The following is a 24,645-nucleotide window of genomic DNA, read 5'->3' on the forward strand; positions in this document are numbered from 1 at the left end:
TCTCCTGTTTATTTGGCCATGGCCCGATCCATTATCCACACAGAGCAAAAAAGGTTTTTACCATGAGCATTACACTAGGTGATAAAGAGTACTTCCCGGGGGTCGACAAGATCCAATACGAAGGGCCCGAGTCCGACAACCCCTTTGCCTTTAAATGGTATGACGAGAACAAGGTCGTCGCCGGCAAAACCATGAAGGAGCACTTCAAGTTTGCCGTCTGCTACTGGCATACCTTCTGCGGCGCCGGTCACGATCCGTTCGGCCCCGGCCCCTTCCACTTCCCCTGGAGCGAAGGCAAGGACCACGAGACCCGCACCCGCATGAAGCTGGACGCGGCGTTTGAGTTCTTCACCAAGCTGGGCACCCCCTACTACTGCTTCCACGATGTGGACGTCATTGAAGAGGCTGACTCCCGCGCGGAAACCCAGAAGCGTCTGTTCAACTGGGTTGAAATGGCCAAAGAAAAGCAGAAAGAGTCCGGCGTAAAGCTGCTGTGGGGCACCTCCAACCTGTTCACCAACCCGCGGTTCATGAACGGTGCTTCCACCAACCCGGATTTCGACGTGGTCGCCTTCGCTGGCGCACAGCTGAAAGACGCGATTGATGCCACTATCGAACTCGGCGGTGAGAACTATGTGTTCTGGGGCGGCCGTGAAGGCTACATGAGCCTGCTGAACTCCGACATTAAGCGCGAACAGGAACACCTGGCCCGCTTCCTGACCATCGCTCGGGACTACGGCCGCGCCAATGGCTTTAAGGGCAACTTCCTGATCGAGCCCAAGCCCATGGAGCCGACCAAGCACCAGTACGATTTCGACAGCGAAACCGTCATCGGTTTCTTGCGTCACCACGGCCTGGACAAGGATTTCAAACTGAACATTGAAACCAACCACGCCACTCTGGCCCAGCACACCATGGACCACGAGATGCAGGTAGCGGCCAATGCCGGCATGCTGGGCTCCATCGACGCCAACCGCGGCGACTACCAGAACTCCTGGGATACCGACCAGTTCCCCTACAACATCAACGAAACCGTTGAAATGCTGTTGGTTCTGCTGCGTCACGGCGGCTTCCAGGGCGGTGGCGTGAACTTCGATGCGAAGCGTCGTCGCAACTCTACTGACCTGAACGATACCTTCCACGGCCACATCGGCGGCATGGACGTGTTCGCCCGCTCACTGCTGATTGCGGACGACCTGATCCAGAAGTCTCCGTTGGAAAAGATGCGCGCCGAGCGTTACTCCTCGTTCGATAGCGGCAAAGGCGCCGAGTTCGAGCAGGGCAAGCTGTCTCTGGAGCAACTGGCCGAGATCGGCAACAAGGTAGGCGAGCCCAAGCAAATCAGCGGCCAGCAGGAACTGTACGAGAACATCATCAACCGCTACGTGCGTTGATAGCGTCTCGCTAGGCAATAGCCGCTAAGGGGCCGTGTTTTACGAAACACGGCCCTTTTTTTATTAAGGGCACCTCTAAAGACACTTTTTCATGGAGGTACGACAGGGACCGGCGGCTACTGGAGTATCCTACTCCGGCCTGATAAGCTAGCCCGGTTCCGAGCCGTGGTGTAATAATAAACGGCAGGCACCCCTTGGCCGGCGGCTTTCCAGAACTTTGCCCGAGCGCGCCGGCGGCGAGAGTCGACATGGGGGCAGCACCCGGTTCAACGATAACAAGCCATATAAACTGCCTTCGATCCAACAAAAATAGGTATGCTCCATGACAACTCAATCTCACCCCGAACAGGGGAGTACCGCTTTTGTCGTCCTGATCAGCTGCATTGCCACCATCGGCGGCTTTCTGTTTGGTTTTGACAGCGGCGTTATTAACGGCACGGTAGACGGTCTACAACAGGCTTTTAACTCCGACAGCGCCGGCACCGGCTTCAGTGTTTCGTCCATGCTTCTCGGCTGTGCCTTCGGCGCGCTTTTTGCCGGCCGCATGGCCGACCGTTTCGGCCGCCGCGCACTGCTAATCGCCGCCTCGGTGTTCTTTATCGTCTCCGCCTGGGGCTCCGGCGTCGCCGGCGGCACGGTCGAGTTCGTTATCTACCGGATCATCGGTGGGCTTGCCGTGGGCGCCGCCAGTGTCATGGCACCGGCCTATATCAGCGAAGTGGCCCCGGCCCGCTATCGCGGCATGCTGACGTCGGTACAGCAGATCGCGATCATCTCCGGCCTGACGGCCGCGTTTTTCAGCAACTACCTTCTGGCCAAGTTCGCCGGCGGCTCCACCACCGAGTTCTGGATGGGCTATGATACCTGGCGCTGGATGTTCTGGATGGAACTGATTCCGGCTTCGATTTTCTTCCTCGCCCTGCTGGGCATTCCCGAAAGCCCGCGTTTTCTGGTGGCCTCCGGCAAAACCGAAAAGGCCAGCGCCGTGCTTTCTCGGCTTTATGGTCGCAGCACGGCGGAAACCAAGGCCAAGGAGATCAGCGACTCATTGGCAAGCGACCACCACCGGCCGCGCTTTCGTGATCTGCTGAGTAAACAGACCGGCATGGTTCGGCCCATCGTGTGGGTCGGTGTTGGTCTGGCGGTTCTGCAGCAACTCGTGGGCATTAACGTTGTATTCTACTACGGCGCTGTTCTGTGGCAGGCCGCCGGCTTCTCCGAGAGCGATGCTCTCGCGATCAACGTGATTTCGGGCAGTATCAGCATCGGTGCCTGCCTGATTACCTTTTTCTTCGTGGACAAAATCGGGCGCAAGCCGCTGTTGTGGTTCGGCTCCGCCGGTATGGCGCTCAGCCTGGGGCTGGTGGCTTACGCCTTCGCCGATGCGCCGGTCAACCTGGAAACGGGTAACCTGAACCTCTCCGATGATGCCGGTCTGTTGGCGCTGATCGCCGCCAACACCTACGTGTTTCTGTTTAACCTGTCCTGGGGTCCGGTCATGTGGATTATGCTGGGCGAGATGTTCCCCAACCAGATCCGCGGCTCGGGCCTGGCGGTGGCGGGTCTGTTCCAGTGGCTGGCCAACTTCCTGGTGACTTACACCTTCCCAATTCTGCTGGCCGGTTTGGGGCTGTCCCTCACCTACGGCATTTACACCTTCTTCGCCGCTCTTTCAGTGGTCTTTGTGCTCGTCTTTGTGCGCGAGACCAAGGGCAAAGAATTGGAAGAAATGGAAGGGTAACACTTGGGCAGAAGGTGTCGGATTACGCCCCTTTCGGGGCTAATCCGACGATCCTCTAACGCCGGCGCGCCAACTGCAACAGCGCCACCACCGAAATCGCATCGGTGATTTCACCCCGGTCGACCATCGCAATGGCCTCTGTCACGGGCAGCTTTCGCACCTCGATATCTTCACTGTCCTCCAGCGCTTGAGCGACGGGAGACAGGTCTTTGGCCACGTAGATCACCCCGGTTTCATCGGTCACCGAATTAGACAGCTGTAACCTTTGTAACACCTCCCACTGTTGGGCCTCCAGGCCAACTTCCTCTTGAAGTTCGCGCTTGGCGGCGACCAGCGTTTCCTCGTGCGTGGGGCACCCGCCTTCGGGTATTTCCCAAGTGTACTCATTTAAAGTATAGCGAGTTTGTCGGACTAGCCAGGTGTTACCGTCTTCATCAATCGGCACCACCCCCACCGCCGTGTTCTTAAAGTGCACAACGCCGTATATGCCATCGCTACCGGCGGGGGTAAGCACTTCCTCATGGGAGACTTTTATCCAGGGGTTCTCATACACACAACGTGCACTTTTACGTTGCCAGCCTCCGATTTTTTCGTTCACGCTTGTCATCAAACCTCATTGCAATAATGAATCATCGTAAAGGGGGCTATTCAGCAAGCCGATGTGGTTCCAGCTCCACCCGCTGGATATGACGACCGAGCATTAATACACGACCGAAGTATCGATCACCGCCGGTCACCGTAAATTCGAAGTGGAAAGCTCGCCACAGGCCGGGACGCCCCCGGGAGTCACGCTTGATCCAGAGCTTGCGCATATACACGGTCTGGTCCAGCATCTGCACCTGCATTTCCTTGCAGTGTCGGCGAGCCGCGGCGAACGCCCGGTCCTTTGCCTGGAAAGCGCGCCAACTGTAGTAAATAAACAGCCCCAAAACCAGCAGCCAAAAGAGTGCGTTTAAGTCGAGCATGGATTCAACCGGATCAATGAAAACGCCAAGCATACCTTGTGCGCTCCCGGCGAACTACCCCGAAGCGGGTCACCGGTGATAAAGCCAAAGGGGAAGGAGGGCTCGACGAAAACGTTGAGCCGCAGGCGGTGCCGAGGCCTGGCCCCGGACACCGGCGGGCGAAAGAAACCGCCGCGCGAGGTTATCGGGCCGAACTACAGAGGCGTTACGTTTTCCGCCTGGGGGCCCTTCTGGCCTTGGGTCACTTCAAAAGTGACACTCTGACCTTCCTTTAGGGTGCGACGGCCGGAACCGTTAATGGCACGAAAATGAACAAAGACATCGGAGCCGCCTTCACGCTCGATGAAGCCATAACCTTTGTCGTCGTTAAACCACTTTACAACCCCAGATACCATTTGATCTGACATACTTTCCTCGTCTTGCGTACTCGTGCCGGCGCTCGAAAGAGCCAACGTCGATAGGTAAACGAACACAACCACATTGCGTTCAAGCGGAAGACCCGAAACGGGCCATGTGCTATCGGAAGGGTCGAACAAAGGAACTGGAGGGTGCCTCGCGGGAGCCTAGTCTTTGGCCGCTCTCAATCTCTAGCAAGAAAAATTAAAGCACTTCATTTTGGGCAGTTCAAGCACAATTTGATGAAACTTTGCGCAGGTACCGCTATCGATGCACGCCGATCGGCGAAGGGGCGGACATTACGACGGAGGCCGCTTGGAAGGAGAGCGCTTCGATGAAGCACGAGACGCCAGCGCCTCGTGTAGGTAAATTGACAGGGCCACCAGTGGAATACTCAAAACCATCACCACCCGTTTTAGCAGCTCGAACTCCAAGCCCTCCTTGGCCAATTGGTAACACGCAAGATACCAAACCCCACTGGCAAAATAGGCCCAGCGGTAGCGAACCAGAACACCCACGGCAATCAGCACGGCGACCGGAGCCAGCAACAAACCATAGCCGCTGGTGTGAAACACAAACGCAACCCCTGCCGCCAACAAGCTCAACGCGAGAAAGGCATTCAGCAAGCGGTCTACCCGGGGTTTACTCAACAACGAACGGTTGGTCATGGCCACGGGACGTCAGAGCTTTTCGACAAAGTACATTGGGTCCTGCTCCAGCGCTTTCAGGCCAGCGTCCCAAGCCGCTTGCGCATCCACCAGCATACAGTCGGCGGCCAGAAGCTGACCGCGTTTGATCGCCTCGGGGGGCAGCAGCGGTTCCAGCCGGTCATAGCGCTGGCGGTAACCTTCAAAATTGTGACAGCGCACGGAGCTGGTCACCTGCCGGCCCCGCGCGTCGGTCAGAATGAAGTCCACCGGTTCGTCCTGCAGCAGGTAGGGGGGCATAACCTGCTCTTCCAGCGCGTGCATGGAGGTATTCACGCTCATGTCACACCCCAAAAACAGGATGCGGCCGTCGAATTTCGGCAGGCGCGCAAAGGGGGAGTGTTCACCGCAGGGGGTGTGGTCGTTCTCATGCCCCACCAGCAGGTCGGGGGTGTTCGGGCCGATAGCCGCGGCCGAGTGTGTCGGGTGGAGGCTTCGAACCACACCCTGTTGGCGCCGGAACACTTCGCTCAAGCTCCCCACACAGGAGGGGGTGTCCTCGGTGTCGAACATCGGGTTGTCGGCGTCCACGGCCTCATAGCTCAGCGTCGGCATGGCGAGGGTGCCCCCGGGGCCGAGGGCGCGGCGCAGCCCCGCGATCACGATATCGGCCGGCATGGCTTCGCCCAGAGAGCGAAGCGAGGCGTGCACCATTAGGGTGTCGCCGGGTTTGACGCCCAGGTCCTTGAGCAGATTGGACAGTTCAAGATGGGGGTTGATATTCATAGCAGGTCATACTCCCATTGCTTTGCGAGCAAGCGTGTTTTTTACCAAAGGCAGTGCATCTACCCGCCGTAATCCCAAGTTGCGCAGGACCATCCAGGCGGGGGAGCGACTACCGAACAAACGTTTGAAACCCTCCATGGTGGCCATCATTCCCAGGTTGTCCCCCAGGCGTTGACGTTGATAGCGACGCAAAATGGAAAACTCATTCAGTGGCAACCCGCGAGCCAGCGCCCGTTCCACTTCCGCGGCCAGGGCTTCGACATCCTTGAGCCCCAGGTTAACGCCCTGCCCGGCGAGGGGATGGATACTGTGGGCCGCGTCCCCCACCAGGGCGATACCGGGGCGAACATACTCACGGGCATGACGTTGGTACAGAGCAATTGCGTGGCGCTGGTCCACCTCGGTCACGGCTCCCAAGGCGAACTCGAACTCGCGCCCCAGGCGCTCGCGAAAGGCCCGCTCGTCCAATGCCATCAGCTCGTCGGCCAGTGCGCTGTCTGCCGACCAGACGATGGAACAGTAGTGTTCGTCCCAGGTGGTTCCAATCCGGCAGCGCAGGGGCAAGAACGCCAGCGGTCCGGTTCGCATAAAACGCTGCCGGGCGGTCTGGCCGTGAGGCCGCTCGGTACGCACGGTGGTCACAATGGCTTTCTGGTCATAGGGCCATTCGCGCACGGCAAAGCCGGCAATATCCCGCAGCGAGGAGTGAGCTCCATCCGCGGCCACCACCATAGCGGCCGACAACCGGCGGCCATCGTCCAGCGTGATGGCGGTCAAGCCAGTGTCCTGAGGCGGTTGAATACCGACCACAGACGCCGGCCGGTACCAGTCCACCACGGACTGATACGTCAGCGCCTGACGAAGGTGACGCACCAGCACGCTGTTTTCAACAATATGGCCGAGTTGATCGCAGTCAAGTTCATCGGCGTGAAAGCCGATCCGGCCACTGGCCTCGCCGTCCCACACGCTCATATCCCGATAGGGGCAAGCGCGCTCAGCCTCAATCTGGCGCCAGAGGCCGAGCTGCTCATATAACCGGCGCGAGGCCGGCGTCAGCGCCACCACCCGTGGGTCAAACCGTTCCTCGCGGTAGACGGGCAGTTCGGCATCGCTCGCCTCCACCAGAGCCATGCGACGGCCCTCGCGCGCAAACACCGGGGCCAGACGCAGCGCCAGGGTGGCACCCACCTGCCCGGCGCCCACAATTACGAGGTCGTACGGCGTGTCAGTCACTCATCGGCCTCCAGTGAGATAAGGCCGGCACCGGAACGCCCGGAGGCCAGCCCCATGGTTTGTGTCGCAAATCCGGCTTTGGCGCCGGGCACCCAGTCCAGCCCCAGAAAACCCAAATGACGCAGCGCCATCCAAGCCGGACGTCGGTTGGAAAACAGTTTAACCAAGCGGTCGCTCAACTCGGTGGTGAGTGTCTGGTCCCATTGGCGTTTTCGCCAATACTCGTTCAGCAGCGACAGCTCCCCCGGGTCCCGAGCCTCGCGAAAGGCCCGGTTCAGAATACTGGCCAAGGCCGCCGCATCCCGCACCGACAGGTTGAACCCCTGCCCCGCCACCGGGTGCAGGTAGTGGGCACTGTTACCCAGCAGCACCAGACGGGAGCGCACTTGTTCACTGGCCTCGGCCAGCGCCAGGCGCCAACTGCGGCGCTGGCCAACCCGGCTCAGGCGGCCCAGGCGCCAACCAAACGCCCGCTGCAGCTCGGTGAGGAAAACCTCATCCGGAGCCGCCATCATCGCCTCCGCCCTAGCGGGGGGAAGCGTCCAGACCAGGGCCGCACGCCGGGCGTCCGCTCGTTCATCCAGCGGCAGCAAGGCCAGGGGCCCCGCCGGCGTAAATCGTTCAAACGCACGCCCGCGATGGGGTCGCTCGAAACTGACATTGGCGATGATGGCCTGTTGATCGTAGTTGCGCCGCTGGTGCTCGATACCCAATTGCCGGTGAAGCCCCGAGAGGCCGCCATCGGCCAAAACCGCCAGACGGCACGTGATCGTCGCCGGCGCCGCTTCACCCGATAACCTCAGGCTCATGCTCTGAGGCCCGGGCACAACCGCTTCGACTCGCACCGGCGCCAGCCATTGGGTATTGGCCTCGGCCGCCTCTCTTAGACAGGGTGCGAGCCAGGCGTTCTCCACCACGTAGCCAAGGGCCGAACGGCCGCGCTCCTGCGCACTGAGCCGGGCACCTCCCAGGTGACCGCGATCTGAAACCAGCACCTCGCGAATGGCGGTCGCGTGCTCGCCAATCCGCGACCACAAGTCCTGACGCTGAAAGAATTCCACCGTCCCCGCTGACAGAGCCGTCGAGCGGTTGTCGTAGTCAAACTGATAGTGAGTGCTCGCTTTCGCAGGTGGTTCCGAGGCGTCAACCACCGCCACTCGCCAACCTGCTTCGCCGGAGGACAACAGCCGGGCGAGCAATGCCCCAACCATGCCACCGCCAATAATGGCGATATCATAATCCACGGCAGGCTGGGCCATAGTGTCATTCATCTCAGTCTCTACTCCCGCATGGGTCTGGCTTGGTGTCGCTTTGGTCTGAGCGATTAGGCCTCAGACCGGGCTTGGGCCATCAGCGCCTCGACTTCATCCACCTCCTTCGGCACCGCCTCCGTAAGCACCTCGCAACCGTCTTTGGTGACGGCCACATCGTCCTCAATACGTATGCCAATGCCGCGCCATTTCTTTGCCACCCGCTCGTTGTCCGGGGCCACATAAAGGCCGGGCTCCACGGTCATGACCATGCCCGGCTCCAACAGCCGCCACTGGCCATCAATTTTATAATCGCCCACATCGTGTACATCCAGGCCCAGCCAGTGGCCCACCCGGTGCATATAGAATTCCCGATAGGCCTCGCTCTCAATCAGCTCGTCCACCTCGCCCTCAAGCAGCCCCAGCTCCACCAGCCCTTCGGTCAGCACCCGAACGGAGACCTCGTGGGGCCGGTTCCAGTGGTTGCCTGGAACAATTTCGGCGATGGCCGCTTTCTGGGCCTTCAGCACCCACTCATAGAGCGCTCGCTGTTCCGGGCTAAAGCGGCCGTTCACCGGAAAGGTCCGGGTGATGTCGGCGGCGTAGGTTTCGTATTCACAGCCGGCGTCAATCAATACCAGATCACCGTTTTTTAACGGTGCGCTGTTTTCAATATAGTGCAAAATGCAGCCGTTCTTGCCACCGCCCACAATAGTGCTATAGGCCGGAAAGCGAGCACCGGCCATGGCGAATTCGTGGTGAATTTCCGCCTCCAGTTGATACTCCATTACCCCCGGTTGGCAGTAGCGCATGGCCCGACTGTGGGCCCGAGCGGAGATTTCCCCGGCATGGCGCATCAGGCGCAATTCGGCGGCGCTTTTAATCAGGCGCAAATCGTGTAGAAAGTGGCTCAGTTCCAGAAATTCACCGGGTGGGCTCGCGCCGGAGCGAACCCGGGCACGAATACTGTTCACCCAGTCCATGACCTGCCGGTCGAATTCCCTGTCCTTGCCCATGGCATAGTAAACCCGTTCGCGCCCTTCGAGCAGGCCGGGAAGAATCTCGTCAATATCGTCGACGGGAAAGGCATCGTCCGCCCCATAGTCGAAGCAGGCTCCCTCGGGCCCGGCCCGGTAGCCGTCCCAGATTTCTCGATCTGGATCGCGGTCCCGGCAAAACAGCACAAACTCCCCATGCTCCCGACCGGGAATCAACACCAGAACCGCACCCGGTTCGGGAAAGCCGCTCAGGTAGTGCAGGTCACTGTCCTGGCGGTAGGGGTATTCGGTGTCCCGGCTGCGCTGGCGCTCCGGGGCCGCCGGGACAATGGCGATGCTGTTGGGCTCCATCACTGCCATCAGCGCTTTGCGCCGACGGGCGAACTCCTGTCGAGTGATCTTCATACAAGGGCCTTATACGAGAAGCGATAAATTCACAGACACATCAATGTACGGTGGGCGGTTCCTCGCCGCCGTCTGCCTCCGTCTTGGACTCGGTAAGCTTGTGCGAGCCGAACTCCATAAACAGAGCCAGGGCCGCCATGCGCACGTACTCCACAACTTCAGCATAATCATTTTCCGCCGCGCGGGCGGACTCTTCCTCGTCCAGATCCACCTGGGCAATAGCGGCAAAGTCTTCCAGCGCCTCTCTCGCCTCTTCCGAGAGGTCGCTGTCACCAGCGTGCCCGGCACTGCCAAACCCCACCAGAAAACCGTGGCACCACTGCCCGAGACAGGTGACCCGACGGGTGATTTCCCGCTCGTCCGAGGGCAGTAGCGGCTGCAGTTCGAACCCTTGCTGAGCCAACTGCTGGCGTGTGTCCTGGTACAGGGTCACCAGAGCGGCGCGGATGTTCTCGTCCGGCGCCTGGACAAAGTCCAGCTCTTCCACCGCTTCGAGCAGCCAGTCGGTCTCGTCGGGGTTAGCACCGCCACAAAATTTGCCGCACAGCAGCCCCTGTAGCTCGGAGGGGTTAATCAAAATACCGAGCGGTTGTAGCAGCTCGCTCAGTTGCTCGTAGCTCAAGGGTTGGGGTTGCTCTGTCATGTTCACCTCTTTAAGAAGGCCAATATGCTAACACGAATTGCCCCTCTAAGACCGGCACCCCAGAGAACACGCGGGTTGTGCCGCCGCCAATGGCGAGTGATTGACCCCTTGCCAAGGGCGCAATATAGTAGCTGCACACAAAGAATGAACCCGGTCCCCAAAATCATGTCCGATGAACTGCTACAAGCCCTGGAAGCGAAAATGGATCGCCTGATCCAGGTCTGTGAGCGCCTGCAGCAGGAGAATGACGAGCTGCGGGCGAAAGCCAATGACTGGCAGAGGGAACGGGTGCGGCTGATCGAAAAGAACGAGCTGGCCCGCGGCCGGGTGGAGGCCATGATTACCCGCCTTAAGAGCCTGGAGTCTAACTCGTGAGCAGTGAAACCGTATTTGTCAAAATCCTGGATAAAGACTACCAGGTCGTCTGTTCGCGCGAAGAACGCGCCGCCCTGCAGGAGTCGGCCGAATTGTTGGACGAGCGCATGCGCATGATCAAGCGTAGCGGCTCGGTTATCGGCCTGGAGCGTATCGCCGTTATGGCCGCGCTGAACTTGAGCCACGAGCTACTTCAGGCCAAACGGCAACCCCAGCAACCCGATCTGGACCTCGACAGAGATGAGCTCCAGCGCCTGCACGAAAAAATCGACCGCAGCCTGGAAAAGTTCGAGCAGCACTAACCTCCACTCGGCGCCCGAGTCCACAAGCGGGCGTCCGTTCTGAGAACTTCGTCACTTTATTCCCTCTTTTCCCCTCCTCCTCAGCTGTTATAGTTTTATGCGCTAAAAGGATTATCAACGGACTGACAAGGAGGAACCATGCCCACCTCGCTAAGCAAGACCGACCGACTGCTATTGACCTATGGGGATATTCAGGTATCGCCGCAGCACGTAGTTGCTCTCAACAGACAACCCCCCAACCTCTTCAAGGCCAGCTTTGAAACAGGGGGCGACAGCGCTAGTGGCTATCAGATTCTCACAACAGGCTACTGCGACTACGTCCTCGAAAACGAAGGAACATACCCTCGCGCGCTGAACGAGCTGGAAAAGCTGCTGGTCAGCCTTCGCTCTTCTCCACGCCCACCTTCGGCTTTCTCTCTGAAAGGCAGCACGGATACCTGGAGTATCAAGAACGACTACTACCGAGTGGACTACCGCATCTCCAGCGGGCAGGTACAAGTGTTCAACATTCAACTGATCACCCGACTTCAGCGCTTGAGAGACGCTCAAGAAACCGTTGCACTCTATAAAGTTTCCAAGCGTGAAGGTATCTGGACTGTACAAGGAAAGACGACTTCGGTTGGCACCCCCATTGCAGCCGTCAATGGCCAATCCAATAACCTGGCGAAAGCCACATGGCTTATGGGCAACCACCTGGAGGTGGCTTTCGGAAAGCAGGTGCACGAGTACACCTTGTTCCACAATCCAAGCCAGGGCGGGCCTTCGGATACGTGGGAGTCATTCCGAGATAAGTTGGGGTTCACCACACCGGTGACCAAACAGTTCGCCAAGACTCTAGAAGTAACACAACGAAACGGAAACGAGACATCCTGGGTCGCCCACAGCCAGGGAGGCATAATTTTTTCCGAGGGTGTACGATATCTGCTTAACAGCGGGAGCTCACTCCCTCTAAACAACCTGAGCCTAAATGGTGTTTTTCACCCGGAAAAAGGCACGTTGCTGGATAAACACAGTGTCGCCCTGCACGCAAACGCCAACAATAACTGGCGCTCCGCGCACCTCTTCGACCGGGCTGGCGTCAAGGTTTTGGCAGTTCGGGCGCACGATTATGACTTCGTCCACCAAGTGATCGGAGCCAATACGGTCAACCCTCGAAAAATCGCTGGCTCTCTGACGTATTTGAGTCATGTCACGAACGGCTCAATCGCACAGAGCCCACACACAACCATTCAATCAATGAGCGAGTGGCAAAAAAACATGAAAGAGGGCCCCGGGAAGGGAAGGAGCCCATTACAGCGGCGGGCTCATCAGTTGAGTACTCGTGCCAGCAAGGCCGCTCAATTTATTGATAATTATTTACCATGAAATACAAACGGATTGCATTCATACTGGTTCTGACTATGTTGACCTCCATTTTCAAGGCTTTTTCAAAACAACCGCCAGAAACTGGCGCCCCCCGGACCACGGACCTTTCGGGCAACCGCCTCACTTTTGCAATGGTAGAGGACTTTAGTCGAGATATGCCGGCTCGGGATCTGGTGACGGACTTCAATCTAAGCCAACTGAACTTAAAAGCCAATGACGAGGCGGGGCTTTTAATTCAGCGCTGGTGGGATATTAAGGAGCCAGGCTGGTTCGGCAGAGAGCTTGGCACAGTAATGCTGGACATTTCCGTTCGTGAAGTGGTTGCCAATACGAGCCAACGGCTCCAACAAGAAAACTTTAATACCCGTGACAAGCTTCAATTCGTCTTTATGTACGATGAGTACTTGACCCAGAAATATCGAAGCATGAATTTGGCGGCTGGGGCAGAGGAGCACGAGGACAATGCTCACTACTACTCAGCTTTCACGCTCTTGGGCGAGAAACTTCTCGTGAAACACAAAGATTACATGGCAAACGGCCAAAACTGGGTGGAAAGTGCCGCATCCGGGCCAAGCGGAACCGTGCACCAGCTCTTCGCCATCCCACTGACGGATGATCATTTCCTCGAAGTCACCCTCATCTTTGCCATCAATCGAGGGTATCCGACAGGACACTACTTTTTGGAGAGGGCGGACCGGATCACAGAACCCTTTCTGGACACCCTGTTCATAGATTACGCCCGAGAAAACCCCTATCAAAGCCTAGTGGGAGAGCGCTGGCATACACCCTCGGTCAAAGCGCTTATGCAAGAACAGTACGATACGATTGTCAAGCAGTTCCCCGCCCAGGAGGCGCCAGAGGCGCTGGACCCAGCGGATGAACAATCGGAGTGAATTTTGGTTGCGTTCGACCCCGGCTTCCGCGTTATACTAAAAGCACGCCCTGGGGTGTTCGCCAGTCAACACGTCCTTGAGCCGATAACCGCAGTACAGGCGCTGCTCTGTAGGTCCTGTTGAGCATTACCGCGCGAACGGGAAGCCTGATGGACCGCGAGCCTCGCCACCTTGAGCCTTAGGGTTCAAGGCCCGATTGACAGCGGCACTCTGGGGTTCTCCTTTCCGATGTTGGGCTTACGCCCATGACAACATGACGGACGTCTCAGCCTTGAGTACGATTTCCGAGTTTCCCGATCCCGACAAGAAAGCCTTACGCCAGCGGCTCAGAGCCCGCCGACAGGCACTATCCCCCCGGGAGCAGGAAGAAGCCGCCCAAGCCGTAGCCCGGTACCTCAGCCGAACCCCGGAGTTTATTCGCAGTCGGCATATCGCCGTATATTGGCCTAATGACGGAGAAATCGATCCGGCGCCGTTGGTCGAGCGCGCCTGGGCCCTGGGCAAGCACTGCTACCTGCCGGTGCTGCACCCCATTCAACCCCGGCGGCTGTGGTTTGTGCGCTGGTTACCGGATACACCGCTGCAAGAGAACCGCTTCGGCATTCCCGAACCCAACCCGTACCGGGAGCCCCGGCTGGCCGCGCACTTTCTTAACCTGGTGCTGCTACCGCTGGTGGGCTTCGATCATGCCGGGGGGCGTCTGGGAATGGGCGGGGGCTTTTACGACCGTACTTTCGCGTTCAAGCAGGCTCCACCCGATGAGACGCCCAAGGCCCGAGGCCCGGCGCTGGTGGGACTGGCCCACGGGTGCCAAGAAGTGCCGCGGCTACCACGGGAGTCTTGGGACATCCCCTTGCAGGCGGTGGTGACTGAGCTGGGCGTTCGCCGCTAAAGCTGAGTTAGCGTCAGGACTTCTCGGAGGATTGCTGCAAGACTAACGCTTCGGCGGGGGCACTGTCGTCTTTGTCCATCCAGCTGCCAATGTCCAGGGCGCTAATGAGTACTCCCAAGCAGAAAACAAAGATTACAAGTGTGACGATATCGGCTTTCATTATTCAGTAACCCTTCGGGTATTCAGTTTGATGAAATCCATCCAGAACTAAATTTCCCTGTTGGCGTACCGTTTTTATCGCAACGAGTCTTAAGAGTAGTCGAAACAAACGACAAATCAAGCGGTTTGTCGAAAAATTAGACACTTTTTCTAAAAAACGTGGCTGAACTCACATTTTTTAGGCAGTTTTTAGGCGATTGGGGACGATCAGAGGTGATCAGGCGGGGAACGGGACCCGAAAAGGCCCCGGCAGAACAGAGGAGGTGGCCCGCTAGCTGAGGAAGTACTGGTAGGCCTCGTTGTCCGTTTCATCCCAATAAGGGTAATTGATTTCGTCCAGGAACTTGCGCACCTGGGCCTGCTCCTTCTTGGGCACCTGCATACCCACCAGAACACGGCCATAGGCCGCCCCATGGTTGCGGTAGTGGAACATGGAAATGTTCCAGTGCCCCGCCACCCGGCTAAGGAAGGTAAATAAAGCGCCGGGCCGCTCGGGAAACTCGAACCGGAAGACCATTTCCTCACCCACATTGGGAGCGTGTCCGCCCACCATATGACGAATATGCATTTTAGCGACTTCGTTGTCGGTCATATCCACCGTGCGGTAGCCCTGTTTCTGGAGGTCGGCCACCAGCTCGATCCGATCCTGACCACCGGCCCCCACCTGGACGCCCACAAAGATTTTCGCTTCGGCGCTGTCCGCGTACCGGTAGTTAAACTCGGTGATATTGCGCCGGCCCAGAGCCTTGCAGAAGTCTTTGTAGGCCCCCGGGCGCTCGGGAATGGTCACCGCCAGGATGGCTTCGCGCTGCTCGCCGATCTCCGTGCGCTCGGAGATATAGCGCAGGCGATCGAAGTTGATGTTGGCCCCGCAGTCAATGGCGACAAAGGTCTGCCCGCTGAGCTTGTGCTCGGCAATGTACTTTTTCATGCCGGCAACGCTGATGGCCCCGGCGGGTTCGGCGATTGAGCGGGTATCTTCGAAGATGTCCTTGATGCCGGCGCAAATCTCGTCGGTATTGACGGTAATCACCCCGTCAACGGTTTTCTTGAGGACCCGGAAGGTCTCTTTGCCGATCTGGGCCACGGCCACCCCATCGGCAAAAATACCGACCTGGGGCAAAGTCACCCGGCGGTTTTTCTCCAGGGCGGCCTTCAAGGAGGCCGACTCGTCGGACTCGACCGCAACCACCTTCACATCCGGGCGCACGTATTTTACGTAGGCCGCCACACCGGCGCAGAGTCCCCCGCCGCCGACCGCGACAAAAATGGCATCAATATGGCCCGGGTACTGACGCAGAATCTCCATTGCCACTGTCCCCTGCCCGGCGATAACGTCCGGATCATCAAAGGGGTGGATATAGGTCATCCCCTTCTCTTCCACCAGTTTCTTAGCGTGAGCGGAGGCCTCATCGTAGCTGTCCCCGTGCAACACGACTTTGCCGCCGCGGGCGCGCACCGCGTCCACCTTGATCGGCGGGGTGGTACGCGGCATCACGATGGTCGCCTTAATGCCCAAGTGGTGCGCGCCCATCGCCAGCCCCTGGGCGTGGTTCCCGGCCGAGGCCGCAATCACCCCCCGTTTGCGCTGCTCAGCGGTCAGTTGCAGGAGCTTGTTGTAGGCGCCGCGAATCTTGAACGAGAACACCGGCTGGAGGTCTTCGCGCTTGAGCAACACTTTGTTGCCCGTGCGCTGGGAGAGCAGCGGCGCCGGTTCCAGCGGAGTTTCCACCGCCAGGTCATAGATTCGGGCATTCAAAATACGCTTGATGTAGGAGTCGGGCATAAAGGCGATTCACCAGAGCTGTGACTGTGCGAATGTGAAGGTTCAAGGAAGGCGCAAAAAACGCGCAAGGCGCCCATGGTAAACAATTTGCGGATCGCTGGCATCCATCGCGTATAATGCGCCTCACCGAATACGGGTTTGACGCAACGAGGTGACCATGACCCAGGACGAACTCAAACAAGCCGTCGGCCAGGCCGCGGTCGATTATATCGCCCCCAAACTCCGACCGGACCGCATCATCGGCGTGGGTACCGGCTCGACGGCCAATTGCTTTATCGACGCCCTGGCCCGCCTGAAGGACGATTTCGCCGGCGCGGTGGCCAGTTCCGACGCTTCCGCCGAGCGGCTGCAGAAGCTCGGGATCAAGGTTTTTGACTTGAATGAGGTGAGTGAGCTTGAGGTTTATGTGGATGGGGCGGATGAGAGTAATGAGTATTTGGAGCTGATTAAGGGCGGCGGCGCGGCGCTCACCCGGGAGAAGATTGTGCGGGCGGTGTCGAAGGAGTTTGTTTGTATTGCGGATGAGAGTAAGTGGGTGGATGTGTTGGGGCGTTTCCCGCTGCCGGTGGAGGTAATTCCGATGGCGCGCTCTTATGTGGCCCGGGAGTTGGTGAAGATGGGGGGCAGCCCGGTCTATAGGGAGGGTGTTGTGACGGATAATGGTTGTGTCATTTTGGATGTTTATGATTTTAAGATGGTGGATCCGAGGAAGTATGAGACGGAGATTAATCAGATTGCCGGGGTGGTGACGAATGGTTTGTTTGCTCAGCGCGGGGCGGATGTTTTGCTGTTGGGCGGCAAGGATGGCGTGAAAACCATCTATCCGAAATACTGAGATTCCTTTCTTGTAAGGCCGGCGCCCGTCGGCCTAATGATTTCCTATACTGTTGCATGCTTTGGGAGAGATAGCGAGCCCGGTCAGGAGGGCGGTGTACCTATCCCGGACACGCCGTAAATACGTGATGTGAAGGGGTCACCCCTACTGCTCCGGGCAAAAATTCCCCCTTTGAACTAAATTCAGCGTTACACAATCGTTTTAGAGAGCCTCTCATATGGATTGGATCAAAAGCAGCATGCAAACCCGCCTCATGGCTATTGTTGGCATCGGGCTCGGCGGTTTGTGGGTGACTGCCATCATCGCCATCAGCATGCTCAACGAGCGGCTGGACCGCTACCATGAGCTGATTGTCGCCAATATCACCCAAGAGCGAACCATCAACCAGATGAACCTGGAGTTCAAAGAGCAGGTTCAGGAATGGAAAACTGTCCTGCTACGCGGCAGTGACGAAGGCCAGAGAAATAAACACTGGGAGCAGTTTCAAGAGCAGCACCAGACCGTGCAAAACATGGGCGAACAGCTCCTGGAGCAAATGCCGCCAGGCCAGGCACGCCGGAAGGTCGATGACTTTTTAAGCTCCCACAGACAGCTGTTGGAGCAATACCAAGACGGCTATCAGGCCTATGTCGCTAGCGGCTACAGCGCTGCTACGGGCCACCGCGCCGTGGCCGGTATTGACCGACAGCCCAGCGCTCAGTTGAGCGAAGTCGCCAACACCATTGGACAGGAAGTGGCCACCCTTACCCACGAGGTGAATGCCGACGGTGAGCAAGTCAGCGCTTGGTCCCAGGTGGTCATCGCGGCGGTGGCATTGTTCTCGATGATCGTCCTGTGGGTGACTTTGCGTTCGGCCTTCCTTAACCCGCTCAGGGTCTTAATGGAACACATCCACCATATGGCGGAAGGGGATTTTACCGGACGGGTAGACATCGACCGGGCTGACGAGCTGGGGCAGCTCAGTACCAACCTGACCCGCCTTCAGCGGGAAATGGGCGGCGTGATCGGTGCCATGAAAGAGTCCGCGCTGAAGCTTAATCGCGCCTCCGAGCAAATCAATCTGAACGCCGATGAAATCACCCAGATGACCGGGGAGACCGAGCAGTCCACCGACCAAGTGGCCACGGCGGTCAATGAAATGTCGTCCACGGTGCAGGAGGTCGCCAACAACGCCTCCGGCGCGGCCGAGGCCGCGAACCAGGCGGATACCGGGGCGCGCCGGGGTCGCTCGGTGATGGAAACCACACTCGACTCGGTGAACCACCTGTCCGATGAGGTCAACAATGTGGCCTCCGCCATGCAGCGACTAGAGGGGGAGACCAACCGCATCGGCAGCGTGTTGGAGGTGATTCAGAACGTCGCCGAACAGACCAACCTGCTCGCGTTGAACGCCGCCATCGAAGCAGCCCGGGCGGGGGAGCAGGGGCGCGGCTTTGCCGTGGTGGCCGATGAGGTGCGCACGCTGGCTCAGCGAACCCAAGACTCCACACGGGAGATTGCGGGAATCATTGAAGCGGTTCAGAACGGCGCCTCACAAGCCATGTCAGCCATGAGCGCCAGCCAGGAGCAGGCCCAGAGCACCCTGACCAGTGCCGGGGAAGCCGGGGAGGCCATCAACGAGATCACCCGTGCAGTCGCCGACATTAGCGAAATGAACTCGCAAATCGCCACGGCGGCCGAGGAGCAGAGTTACGCGGCGGAAGAGATCAACAAAAACATTGCCCGGGTGGTGGAGCTGGTGCAGAGCGCCCACCGCAGCGCCCAGAGCTCCACCACGACCGCCCGGGACCTGAACGACCTGTCGCGACACTTGTCCACGCAGATCGCCCACTTTCGGGTTCAGGCTTAGAGCCTCAGACGACAAAGGGGCCCGGCTGGGCCCCTCCGTGCGCCGCAGAAGCTCAGCCCTAGCGCCACTGGATCAATTGGCCCAAACGCTCCAGGTCATTGATCACCCGCCACTGGCCGCCACCTGACTCCACTCGGCTTTGCCAGTGGGACAAGCGCTTGTCATAGTCCCTCGGGTCGATATTGTCCTGACGCAATTTAGTGACGTTCAGGGCAATCACTTCAACGCCGGACATATCGAGCGGAAAGTCCCGAATCTGGCCTTTCTCCAAATCCTCTTCAAGGTCCGAGAACACAAACAGGTACCGCTGACCCGCGCCGGTTTCGGTCAAGTAGTCATGCCCCTGAATCACCCCGCCGGTAATGTCGGTGTGAGCGGCACCCCGATCAATGCCGCTAAGCACTTCATCCATGGTTTCCTTGAAGGCGCGTTTCTGGCCGTTGGCCACGCTGGGGCGGTCATCGAAAGTCACCTTGGCGACGATGTTCTTCTCGGTAAAGCTGCCACCATCGATTAACGCCACCGCCATGGAGTCTCCGCTATCCAGCGTTCCCAGCAGGTAGGCCATCAGGGCGCGGGCCTTGTCCAGCTCTTCGGTATAAGTGCCCGAGGTATCGAGCAACAGGTACACCGCCCGCTGATCCGGGCGGCCGGCATCACTGCAGCCGACCACCCCCAACAGCACACTCAGAATCAATGTGCGTTTCATGCTTTCAACGATCCTCATGACTTTAACTCCACGGTTTGATCCGGTTCCACCAAGGGTTCCTGCGTCCAATCCGGTTCGTCCTGTTTTTCCTGTCGTGGACGGCGCTGATTCACCCAGTGCTCGATGGCCAGAGGAACCACAATCGTCATGTCGTACAGGTGAACCAGCATTTTGCTCAGGTGATTGGCCAGGCCACCGATCAGTCGAACGATCAGGCGCAAGACCCGCAACAGGCCAACCACTACCACGCCCAACACCGTGCGCAGCGAGTGAATGAACGATTCCAGCGGAATCGCCACGAACGCCAATGCAAAGGGCAGAATAAAGCCCAGCATCATTTGGCCAATGGACGGTATCCAGCGAAACTGTGCCTCCACCACGGCGGCGCCCGCCAGTGTCTGGTTCAAGGCTTCCCGGTCCAGGGCCAACAGGTCGCGCATATAGGCCAGAGAAGCTTCAATGCTGGCCAGCAATGTCAAGATGGTCAGGCTGGCCACCATCATGCGACGGCGCATCCGGTCATCCATGCTGCCGATAATCGGGAACAGATGCGTTACCCTCAGGGACTCGAGCAAAAACACCCCCATGGCCACCTCAATCAGAATGATCACCAGCGCGGCGATATCCGAGGTGCGCATGTTGCCGATATAGCTGGTACCGCCCACCATTTCCGACATGGGCATGGCAATCAGGTGAAAGTTAATCAGCCCGCCCAACAGCGCCACGAACAGCACCAGCCCGGCGATCAAAAACTGCGTCAATGAGGAAGAAGTCAACGCGTTCAGGGCCTTGTCTTCTCCGGCGCGAATTGCGGCGTATTCCTGCATCTGCGCATCAATGGTCTGACTGCGCTCGTCCAGGCCATCAATGGTGTGCTTCACTTTACCCAGGTTCTGGTCGAGTGACCGCCACTGGGGCTGCATGCCCGCCAAAATGCGATGTCGCTCACGGCTGCTTTTCTGATAGAGCTTGAGCGTTTCCTTGTGGGCGTCTTCAATCACTTCGCGAATATTGTCGAGCACCTTGTGTACGGCCGGATCGCTGCTACCCGGCAGCGCCGAGACGGTTTCCACCACTTCCGACCAGGCCGGAGGCAAGGGCGGAGTGTCGCTCGCCTCCTGATAATCCGCTTCGATTTTCTCAATCGCATCGGCGATCTTGCGATGCAGATTGGGGTAGCGGCTCAGGTCCCGCTCCATGATGGTATGCACGCGCTTGAAGTCCCGCTCGATGGCGGCCTCGGCCGAACGCCGCCCCATGGCGAGCAACACATCGCGATTGCGCGCCACCAAGCGGTCTTCCAATTGCCGAATGGCCCGCCCCCACAAGCGCATGGCGCCATGCACCGCTCGCCCGCTGGCGCGAAACAACTGATGAGCGTGGCTGCGGCCCAGATAGAGCACCACCACGGCCAGAACCAGCCAGATCGCCAGCGACACCGCCGGCGAGTCTGACCAGAGCAACAAGAGTTGGTTAAACATGATGAGATCCTCCGATCAAAATGAATGTGCCAGTGAAATCACTGGCTTGACTCGAAGTCTCTCGAACCTTTGTGAAAAATCGGTGAGTTCTGAATAAGAGATGAAGGAAAGAATAGTGACGGCGATCACACCACTTGTGGCAGCCAATGCTACACTTCGTCCATGGCGGAGATTCTCTGGGTAGAAGACCAATCGCACTGGATTGAGAAGTTCCAGCCGGTGCTTGAGGCCACCGATTTCGATGGTCGGCCCACCCGTGTGCGCGTGTTTCGCTTTGCCGAGGCTGCCTGCCAATACATCAAGCAAAGCGCCTCCGAAGGGGCGCCCGATATCGCCCTGCTGGATGCCCAGATGAACGGCCGGGATACCGCCGGCCTCACGGTGGCCCGCGCGCTCCAGAAAAAGTGGCCCCGGGTGCCGCAGGTGTATCTGTCCGAATACAGCGGAACCGACATCGAACAAAGCGCTTTTGAGCAGGGCGGCCTGCAGGACTTTATCGCCAAGCACCAACGCAATATCGAGGCGGTGCTGTGCTGGCGGATTAAGGCCGCTCTGCGCCAAAGCCAGCCTGGCGCAACCCGGGAAGACCAACTCGGCAGCGGCCCGCTCACGATCGATACGGTCACTTGGGAGGTGTACTGGCACGGCCAGAAGCTGATGAACCCCAACAACCCACGCCGCCCGCTCGGGCCCATGCCACGAAAAATCCTGCGCTTTCTGGTGGAAGCCTCCCCCCGGCCGCTGACCACGCTGCAAATGGCGGATGCTCTGGAGGCCGACCCAGAGCGCTTTTCCTACGCCAATTACCGCCAGCACATCAAAACCTTGCGCCACGCTTTTCAGCAGGCCCGGCCCGAAGTGGACTTTATGGCTCTGTGCCAACAGGACCAGGGCATCGTCACCTTTGGCGATATGGGCGCTTACTGTTGGAAACCGGTACGGTGAGGGAGAAACCATGAGCGAGGACACTCTGAAAGTCACCCGCCCGCGCCGCGTCACCTTCCCCTGGCTGAGTGCCCTGGCCGGGCTGCTACTGGCCGCCTACCTACTCGCCGCCGCCGATCCGGCACTGCTCAAAGACCTGGGCCTGATGCCGGCGGGCTACCAACTGCACCCCTGGCTGCAAACCCAGGAGACCAAGGCCGCGGCGCTATTGCTCTATTGCCTGATCATTCTGTGGGAGGTATTCCGGCATAGCCGCCGCCTGCGCGCTTTCGATCGAGATATCGAACGGCTGAGAACCGAGGTGAATCAGGTTTGGCAAAGCAAAAAACAGTTGCAGCTGAAGGCCCACACCTTCGCCGGCCACGCCGATAAGCTCAAGCTGTTCATCAGCGAAAAGCTATTGGAATACATCGAGTACGATGAGAAGTTTCTGCACTTCAAAAGCATCGCCGCCGAGGTCCGCCACAACGGTGTGATCTGTTTCGATAAGGTCCAGACCGCGCTTGAAGCCCACTTGGACCAGGGTGGCGACGAAGCCACCCGCGTCCGGGATCAGGATGCCTACACCGCCATGCGCTACCTTTGGGATCTGCTGGATTTGTCCACCACGGACAACATCGCCCTGCACATCGGCAACCATCTGTGTGAGTGCGAGGAGCACTACTACCAGCAACTGCTGAGTGAGTCGGGCGCCCAGGCGGTGCCCCACCGGCCCGACTACCCGCCACGCCGGGCAACGCTGCGAGCCCTGGCACCCCTGCTGCAGGACTCCCCCGCCCGCTTGGAAACCCTGGACCACGGCAACGACGGCGCCGTTATCCTGGATGAAGACCCCCAGTTTCGCGCCCACCTGAACCCCACCGACGCCCTGCTGGGGAATGAAAACCACTTTGTCCTGCTACTGGAAAACCTGCTGAAGAACGCCCAGTTCTTTGCCCGCAAAAAAGCCAAGTCGCGCTACAACCGGGTGGCGCTCACCCTGGGTCAGCAACGGGGGCGAGTGGAGCTCACCGTCTATAACCGGGGCCCTCACATCGAGCCGGAGGCCATGGAGCAGATTTTTCAACTGGGGTATTCCACCCGGCGCGCCAAGGAGCACCACGGCAAGGGGCTGGGCCTGTTCTTCGTGCAGGAGATCGTCAAAGGTTACGAAGGCCGCATTTGGGTGGAAAACGTGGAAAACCGCTCCGCCTACTACTCCCTTCGCATTGCCCTGGCCAGCGGCCGGCTGACCACCGAAGTCATCGAAGTGCTGCTGGACGAGCAAGGCCAGCCCTATTGCCGCCGGGCAAACAGCGAAGCGGCGGGGGAAGCCAGCCTGGAGTGGGACTTCGAGGAGGCTATTACCCGGGTGGAGCTGACCCCCACCGCCAGCCAAAACACCCTGGCCCTGGAAGTTGACCCCAAGGGTGATAAAGAAACGCTGCTCGACCCGGACCACGCCGCCATACCGCGCTGGGCCCTGAAGATTCAACCGCGCCGCAAGGGTGGCAAACTAACCTTTACCCCCCTTGATGTGGCCGGAGTCTGCTTTCATGTAAAGCTGCCCACCGCCGCCTCCCGTCTGGACGGCGAGGAGGAAGATCTGGACGCACTGGCCCCGCGGGAGGAGGAGCTCAACCGCCCGTTTGAAGGGCTGGAAGACTACCGGGGGAGCTGAGCGGCGGGTTGAAATCACCCGGCCCGCCCCCATTTCCCATTTACCGGAACTACTACGGGGCGGCCCCATATTGAGGCCTTTTATAGGGGCTATTGATTTTTGCCCCTTGCCTGCCCGCATAGCAATCCTTATTATGCTGGCACACGTATAAAGGGCGTCTCGGAACTTTCGCAGATGCTCCCGGCGGCCAGAGAAGCTCTGGGCGGTCCGAGAGGCCCTGAGCGGCTCCGACCGCGCTTGCTCGCGGTCGACACCGCTTCACACACGAATGAATTGGAGATCCTGCTTTATGAGTAGCGACGCTATTGTGCACGTCACTGATGATAATTTCGAAGCCGAAGTGCTTCAGGCTGACAAGCCGGTACTGGTGGACTTCTGGGCGGCCTGGTGCGGCCCCTGTAAGATGATCGCCCCGATCCTGGATGAGCTGGCCGGCACCCACGCCGACAAGATCAAGATCACCAAGATGGATGTGGACGCCAACAAAGAAGTACCCGGCAAATTCAACATCCGCGGGATTCCCACGCTCATTATCTTCAAAAATGGCGAGCCGGACTCCACCAAAGTGGGCGCACTGTCCAAGCAGCAGCTGGTCGACTTTATCGAAGGCGCGCTGTAATCAGCGCCCCCTCCTCGGCAGCCCCCGCCAAGCGGGCGGCCGCCGGGCCCGCGGGCCCTTTCGAGCCCGACTTTGCACAACCCCGTTTTTATCGCTATACTCCCCTCATCCGATGTTTGCCCGGCCTTGATTCAGCTCCAACTTTCCATCCGGTTCGATGGGCCAGCCAAATCGATGGGCAGCTCCGGGGAGTTGACTGAAGCGCCAGTCAGTTTCCGATAAATTCCCGCTCGTTTCTCTGTTTACATGCCCTGTGGCCTCGCCATGCCGGCCGGCACTCAGCGTATAGGCAGTGATAGCAGCACCGGGGCCAAACA

Annotated in this window: 25 protein-coding genes and 1 other RNA gene; 13 read left to right on the forward strand and 13 right to left on the reverse strand. The window is 58.9% G+C overall.

Annotation, left to right across the window (positions count from 1 at the left end):
- The first annotated feature begins 62 nt into the window (after window positions 1–62).
- Entirely contained in the window at window positions 63–1,394 is a 1,332-nt protein-coding gene (xylA, locus tag AAE514_RS03180; RefSeq protein ID WP_347330060.1) for a xylose isomerase, read from the forward strand.
- A 322-nt stretch (window positions 1,395–1,716) separates the two neighbouring features.
- A complete protein-coding gene (locus AAE514_RS03185; RefSeq protein WP_347330061.1) occupies window positions 1,717–3,135 on the forward strand; it encodes a sugar porter family MFS transporter in 1,419 nt (472 codons plus the stop codon).
- Between the two features lie 55 nt (window positions 3,136–3,190).
- Here AAE514_RS03185 and AAE514_RS03190 read toward each other — a convergent pair whose 3' ends face one another.
- From AAE514_RS03190 to AAE514_RS03230, 9 genes are all read right to left on the reverse strand, one after another.
- Window positions 3,191–3,742 carry an NUDIX domain-containing protein gene (locus AAE514_RS03190; protein ID WP_347330062.1) on the reverse strand — a complete coding sequence of 184 codons (552 nt, stop codon included), beginning with the start codon at window positions 3,740–3,742 and terminating at the stop codon, window positions 3,191–3,193.
- Window positions 3,743–3,779: 37 nt separating this feature from the next.
- Window positions 3,780–4,133: a DUF3301 domain-containing protein gene (locus tag AAE514_RS03195; protein ID WP_347330063.1), complete on the reverse strand. Its 354-nt coding sequence runs from the start codon at window positions 4,131–4,133 to the stop codon at window positions 3,780–3,782.
- Between the two features lie 161 nt (window positions 4,134–4,294).
- A complete protein-coding gene (locus tag AAE514_RS03200) occupies window positions 4,295–4,507 on the reverse strand; it encodes a cold-shock protein (protein WP_347330064.1) in 213 nt (70 codons plus the stop codon).
- A gap of 288 nt (window positions 4,508–4,795) precedes the next feature.
- Window positions 4,796–5,164, reverse strand: a complete 369-nt coding sequence (locus tag AAE514_RS03205) for a hypothetical protein (RefSeq protein ID WP_347330065.1) — start codon at window positions 5,162–5,164, stop codon at window positions 4,796–4,798.
- A 12-nt stretch (window positions 5,165–5,176) separates the two neighbouring features.
- Window positions 5,177–5,929 carry an AAC(3) family N-acetyltransferase gene (locus AAE514_RS03210; protein WP_347330066.1) on the reverse strand — a complete coding sequence of 251 codons (753 nt, stop codon included), beginning with the start codon at window positions 5,927–5,929 and terminating at the stop codon, window positions 5,177–5,179.
- 6 nt (window positions 5,930–5,935) lie between these two features.
- Window positions 5,936–7,162 (reverse strand): UbiH/UbiF/VisC/COQ6 family ubiquinone biosynthesis hydroxylase, encoded by a 1,227-nt coding sequence (locus AAE514_RS03215; protein WP_347330067.1) that lies wholly within the window; start codon window positions 7,160–7,162, stop codon window positions 5,936–5,938.
- A complete protein-coding gene (ubiH, locus tag AAE514_RS03220) occupies window positions 7,159–8,433 on the reverse strand; it encodes a 2-octaprenyl-6-methoxyphenyl hydroxylase (RefSeq protein WP_347330068.1) in 1,275 nt (424 codons plus the stop codon). Before ubiH ends, AAE514_RS03215 begins: the two co-directional genes overlap by 4 nt.
- A 53-nt stretch (window positions 8,434–8,486) precedes the next feature.
- Window positions 8,487–9,815, reverse strand: a complete 1,329-nt coding sequence (gene pepP / locus AAE514_RS03225) for a Xaa-Pro aminopeptidase (protein WP_347330069.1) — start codon at window positions 9,813–9,815, stop codon at window positions 8,487–8,489.
- Between the two features lie 40 nt (window positions 9,816–9,855).
- Window positions 9,856–10,458 (reverse strand): UPF0149 family protein, encoded by a 603-nt coding sequence (locus AAE514_RS03230; protein ID WP_347330070.1) that lies wholly within the window; start codon window positions 10,456–10,458, stop codon window positions 9,856–9,858.
- A gap of 144 nt (window positions 10,459–10,602) precedes the next feature.
- Here AAE514_RS03230 and AAE514_RS03235 point away from each other — a divergent pair, with 144 nt between their 5' ends.
- From AAE514_RS03235 to AAE514_RS03260, 6 genes are all read left to right on the forward strand, one after another.
- Entirely contained in the window at window positions 10,603–10,833 is a 231-nt protein-coding gene (locus tag AAE514_RS03235; RefSeq protein WP_430623874.1) for a TIGR02449 family protein, read from the forward strand.
- Window positions 10,830–11,135 carry a cell division protein ZapA gene (locus AAE514_RS03240; RefSeq protein ID WP_347330071.1) on the forward strand — a complete coding sequence of 102 codons (306 nt, stop codon included), beginning with the start codon at window positions 10,830–10,832 and terminating at the stop codon, window positions 11,133–11,135. The genes AAE514_RS03235 and AAE514_RS03240 overlap by 4 nt, the downstream gene beginning before the upstream one ends.
- A 138-nt stretch (window positions 11,136–11,273) precedes the next feature.
- Window positions 11,274–12,500 carry a hypothetical protein gene (locus tag AAE514_RS03245; RefSeq protein ID WP_347330072.1) on the forward strand — a complete coding sequence of 409 codons (1,227 nt, stop codon included), beginning with the start codon at window positions 11,274–11,276 and terminating at the stop codon, window positions 12,498–12,500.
- Window positions 12,497–13,393 (forward strand): hypothetical protein, encoded by an 897-nt coding sequence (locus AAE514_RS03250; protein ID WP_347330073.1) that lies wholly within the window; start codon window positions 12,497–12,499, stop codon window positions 13,391–13,393. The genes AAE514_RS03245 and AAE514_RS03250 overlap by 4 nt, the downstream gene beginning before the upstream one ends.
- Before the next feature lie 43 nt (window positions 13,394–13,436).
- Window positions 13,437–13,614, forward strand: a non-coding RNA gene (ssrS, locus tag AAE514_RS03255) — 6S RNA.
- 50 nt (window positions 13,615–13,664) lie between these two features.
- Window positions 13,665–14,285 carry a 5-formyltetrahydrofolate cyclo-ligase gene (locus AAE514_RS03260; RefSeq protein WP_347330074.1) on the forward strand — a complete coding sequence of 207 codons (621 nt, stop codon included), beginning with the start codon at window positions 13,665–13,667 and terminating at the stop codon, window positions 14,283–14,285.
- Window positions 14,286–14,298: 13 nt separating this feature from the next.
- On the opposite strand, the gene AAE514_RS03265 is transcribed toward AAE514_RS03260, so the two are convergent.
- Window positions 14,299–14,445 carry a hypothetical protein gene (locus tag AAE514_RS03265; protein ID WP_347330075.1) on the reverse strand — a complete coding sequence of 49 codons (147 nt, stop codon included), beginning with the start codon at window positions 14,443–14,445 and terminating at the stop codon, window positions 14,299–14,301.
- Between the two features lie 270 nt (window positions 14,446–14,715).
- Entirely contained in the window at window positions 14,716–16,230 is a 1,515-nt protein-coding gene (gene ilvA / locus AAE514_RS03270) for a threonine ammonia-lyase, biosynthetic (RefSeq protein ID WP_347330076.1), read from the reverse strand.
- Window positions 16,231–16,387: 157 nt separating this feature from the next.
- Between ilvA and rpiA the strand changes: the two genes are divergently transcribed.
- Window positions 16,388–17,065 carry a ribose-5-phosphate isomerase RpiA gene (rpiA, locus tag AAE514_RS03275; RefSeq protein WP_347330077.1) on the forward strand — a complete coding sequence of 226 codons (678 nt, stop codon included), beginning with the start codon at window positions 16,388–16,390 and terminating at the stop codon, window positions 17,063–17,065.
- A gap of 217 nt (window positions 17,066–17,282) precedes the next feature.
- Window positions 17,283–18,914: a methyl-accepting chemotaxis protein gene (locus AAE514_RS03280; protein WP_347330078.1), complete on the forward strand. Its 1,632-nt coding sequence runs from the start codon at window positions 17,283–17,285 to the stop codon at window positions 18,912–18,914.
- Between the two features lie 58 nt (window positions 18,915–18,972).
- On the opposite strand, the gene AAE514_RS03285 is transcribed toward AAE514_RS03280, so the two are convergent.
- Entirely contained in the window at window positions 18,973–19,623 is a 651-nt protein-coding gene (locus AAE514_RS03285) for a VWA domain-containing protein (RefSeq protein WP_347330079.1), read from the reverse strand.
- A gap of 14 nt (window positions 19,624–19,637) precedes the next feature.
- Window positions 19,638–21,104, reverse strand: a complete 1,467-nt coding sequence (locus tag AAE514_RS03290; protein WP_347330080.1) for a hypothetical protein — start codon at window positions 21,102–21,104, stop codon at window positions 19,638–19,640.
- A gap of 162 nt (window positions 21,105–21,266) precedes the next feature.
- Between AAE514_RS03290 and AAE514_RS03295 the strand changes: the two genes are divergently transcribed.
- From AAE514_RS03295 to trxA, 3 genes are all read left to right on the forward strand, one after another.
- A complete protein-coding gene (locus AAE514_RS03295) occupies window positions 21,267–22,049 on the forward strand; it encodes a response regulator transcription factor (RefSeq protein ID WP_347330081.1) in 783 nt (260 codons plus the stop codon).
- 10 nt (window positions 22,050–22,059) lie between these two features.
- A complete protein-coding gene (locus tag AAE514_RS03300; protein WP_347330082.1) occupies window positions 22,060–23,709 on the forward strand; it encodes an ATP-binding protein in 1,650 nt (549 codons plus the stop codon).
- A gap of 289 nt (window positions 23,710–23,998) precedes the next feature.
- Window positions 23,999–24,328: a thioredoxin TrxA gene (gene trxA, locus AAE514_RS03305; RefSeq protein WP_027328195.1), complete on the forward strand. Its 330-nt coding sequence runs from the start codon at window positions 23,999–24,001 to the stop codon at window positions 24,326–24,328.
- Window positions 24,329–24,645 lie beyond the last annotated feature (317 nt).

This window comes from Marinimicrobium locisalis, assembly GCF_039822625.1.
GTDB classification, from domain to species: Bacteria; Pseudomonadota; Gammaproteobacteria; order Pseudomonadales; family Cellvibrionaceae; genus Marinimicrobium; species Marinimicrobium locisalis.

What these genes read in the sequence shown, in the direction of transcription:
- xylA (WP_347330060.1), top strand. Translation starts at nt 63, where the DNA reads ATGAGCATTACACTAGGTGATAAAGAGTACTTCCCGGGGGTCGACAAG.
- AAE514_RS03185 (WP_347330061.1), top strand. Translation starts at nt 1,717, where the DNA reads ATGACAACTCAATCTCACCCCGAACAGGGGAGTACCGCTTTTGTCGTC.
- AAE514_RS03190 (WP_347330062.1), bottom strand. Translation starts at nt 3,742, where the DNA reads ATGACAAGCGTGAACGAAAAAATCGGAGGCTGGCAACGTAAAAGTGCA.
- AAE514_RS03195 (WP_347330063.1), bottom strand. Translation starts at nt 4,133, where the DNA reads ATGCTTGGCGTTTTCATTGATCCGGTTGAATCCATGCTCGACTTAAAC.
- AAE514_RS03200 (WP_347330064.1), bottom strand. Translation starts at nt 4,507, where the DNA reads ATGTCAGATCAAATGGTATCTGGGGTTGTAAAGTGGTTTAACGACGAC.
- AAE514_RS03205 (WP_347330065.1), bottom strand. Translation starts at nt 5,164, where the DNA reads ATGACCAACCGTTCGTTGTTGAGTAAACCCCGGGTAGACCGCTTGCTG.
- AAE514_RS03210 (WP_347330066.1), bottom strand. Translation starts at nt 5,929, where the DNA reads ATGAATATCAACCCCCATCTTGAACTGTCCAATCTGCTCAAGGACCTG.
- ubiH (WP_347330068.1), bottom strand. Translation starts at nt 8,433, where the DNA reads ATGAATGACACTATGGCCCAGCCTGCCGTGGATTATGATATCGCCATT.
- pepP (WP_347330069.1), bottom strand. Translation starts at nt 9,815, where the DNA reads ATGAAGATCACTCGACAGGAGTTCGCCCGTCGGCGCAAAGCGCTGATG.
- AAE514_RS03230 (WP_347330070.1), bottom strand. Translation starts at nt 10,458, where the DNA reads ATGACAGAGCAACCCCAACCCTTGAGCTACGAGCAACTGAGCGAGCTG.
- AAE514_RS03235 (WP_430623874.1), top strand. Translation starts at nt 10,603, where the DNA reads ATGAACCCGGTCCCCAAAATCATGTCCGATGAACTGCTACAAGCCCTG.
- AAE514_RS03245 (WP_347330072.1), top strand. Translation starts at nt 11,274, where the DNA reads ATGCCCACCTCGCTAAGCAAGACCGACCGACTGCTATTGACCTATGGG.
- AAE514_RS03250 (WP_347330073.1), top strand. Translation starts at nt 12,497, where the DNA reads ATGAAATACAAACGGATTGCATTCATACTGGTTCTGACTATGTTGACC.
- AAE514_RS03265 (WP_347330075.1), bottom strand. Translation starts at nt 14,445, where the DNA reads ATGAAAGCCGATATCGTCACACTTGTAATCTTTGTTTTCTGCTTGGGA.
- ilvA (WP_347330076.1), bottom strand. Translation starts at nt 16,230, where the DNA reads ATGCCCGACTCCTACATCAAGCGTATTTTGAATGCCCGAATCTATGAC.
- rpiA (WP_347330077.1), top strand. Translation starts at nt 16,388, where the DNA reads ATGACCCAGGACGAACTCAAACAAGCCGTCGGCCAGGCCGCGGTCGAT.
- AAE514_RS03280 (WP_347330078.1), top strand. Translation starts at nt 17,283, where the DNA reads ATGGATTGGATCAAAAGCAGCATGCAAACCCGCCTCATGGCTATTGTT.
- AAE514_RS03285 (WP_347330079.1), bottom strand. Translation starts at nt 19,623, where the DNA reads ATGAAACGCACATTGATTCTGAGTGTGCTGTTGGGGGTGGTCGGCTGC.
- AAE514_RS03290 (WP_347330080.1), bottom strand. Translation starts at nt 21,104, where the DNA reads ATGTTTAACCAACTCTTGTTGCTCTGGTCAGACTCGCCGGCGGTGTCG.
- AAE514_RS03295 (WP_347330081.1), top strand. Translation starts at nt 21,267, where the DNA reads ATGGCGGAGATTCTCTGGGTAGAAGACCAATCGCACTGGATTGAGAAG.
- AAE514_RS03300 (WP_347330082.1), top strand. Translation starts at nt 22,060, where the DNA reads ATGAGCGAGGACACTCTGAAAGTCACCCGCCCGCGCCGCGTCACCTTC.
- trxA (WP_027328195.1), top strand. Translation starts at nt 23,999, where the DNA reads ATGAGTAGCGACGCTATTGTGCACGTCACTGATGATAATTTCGAAGCC.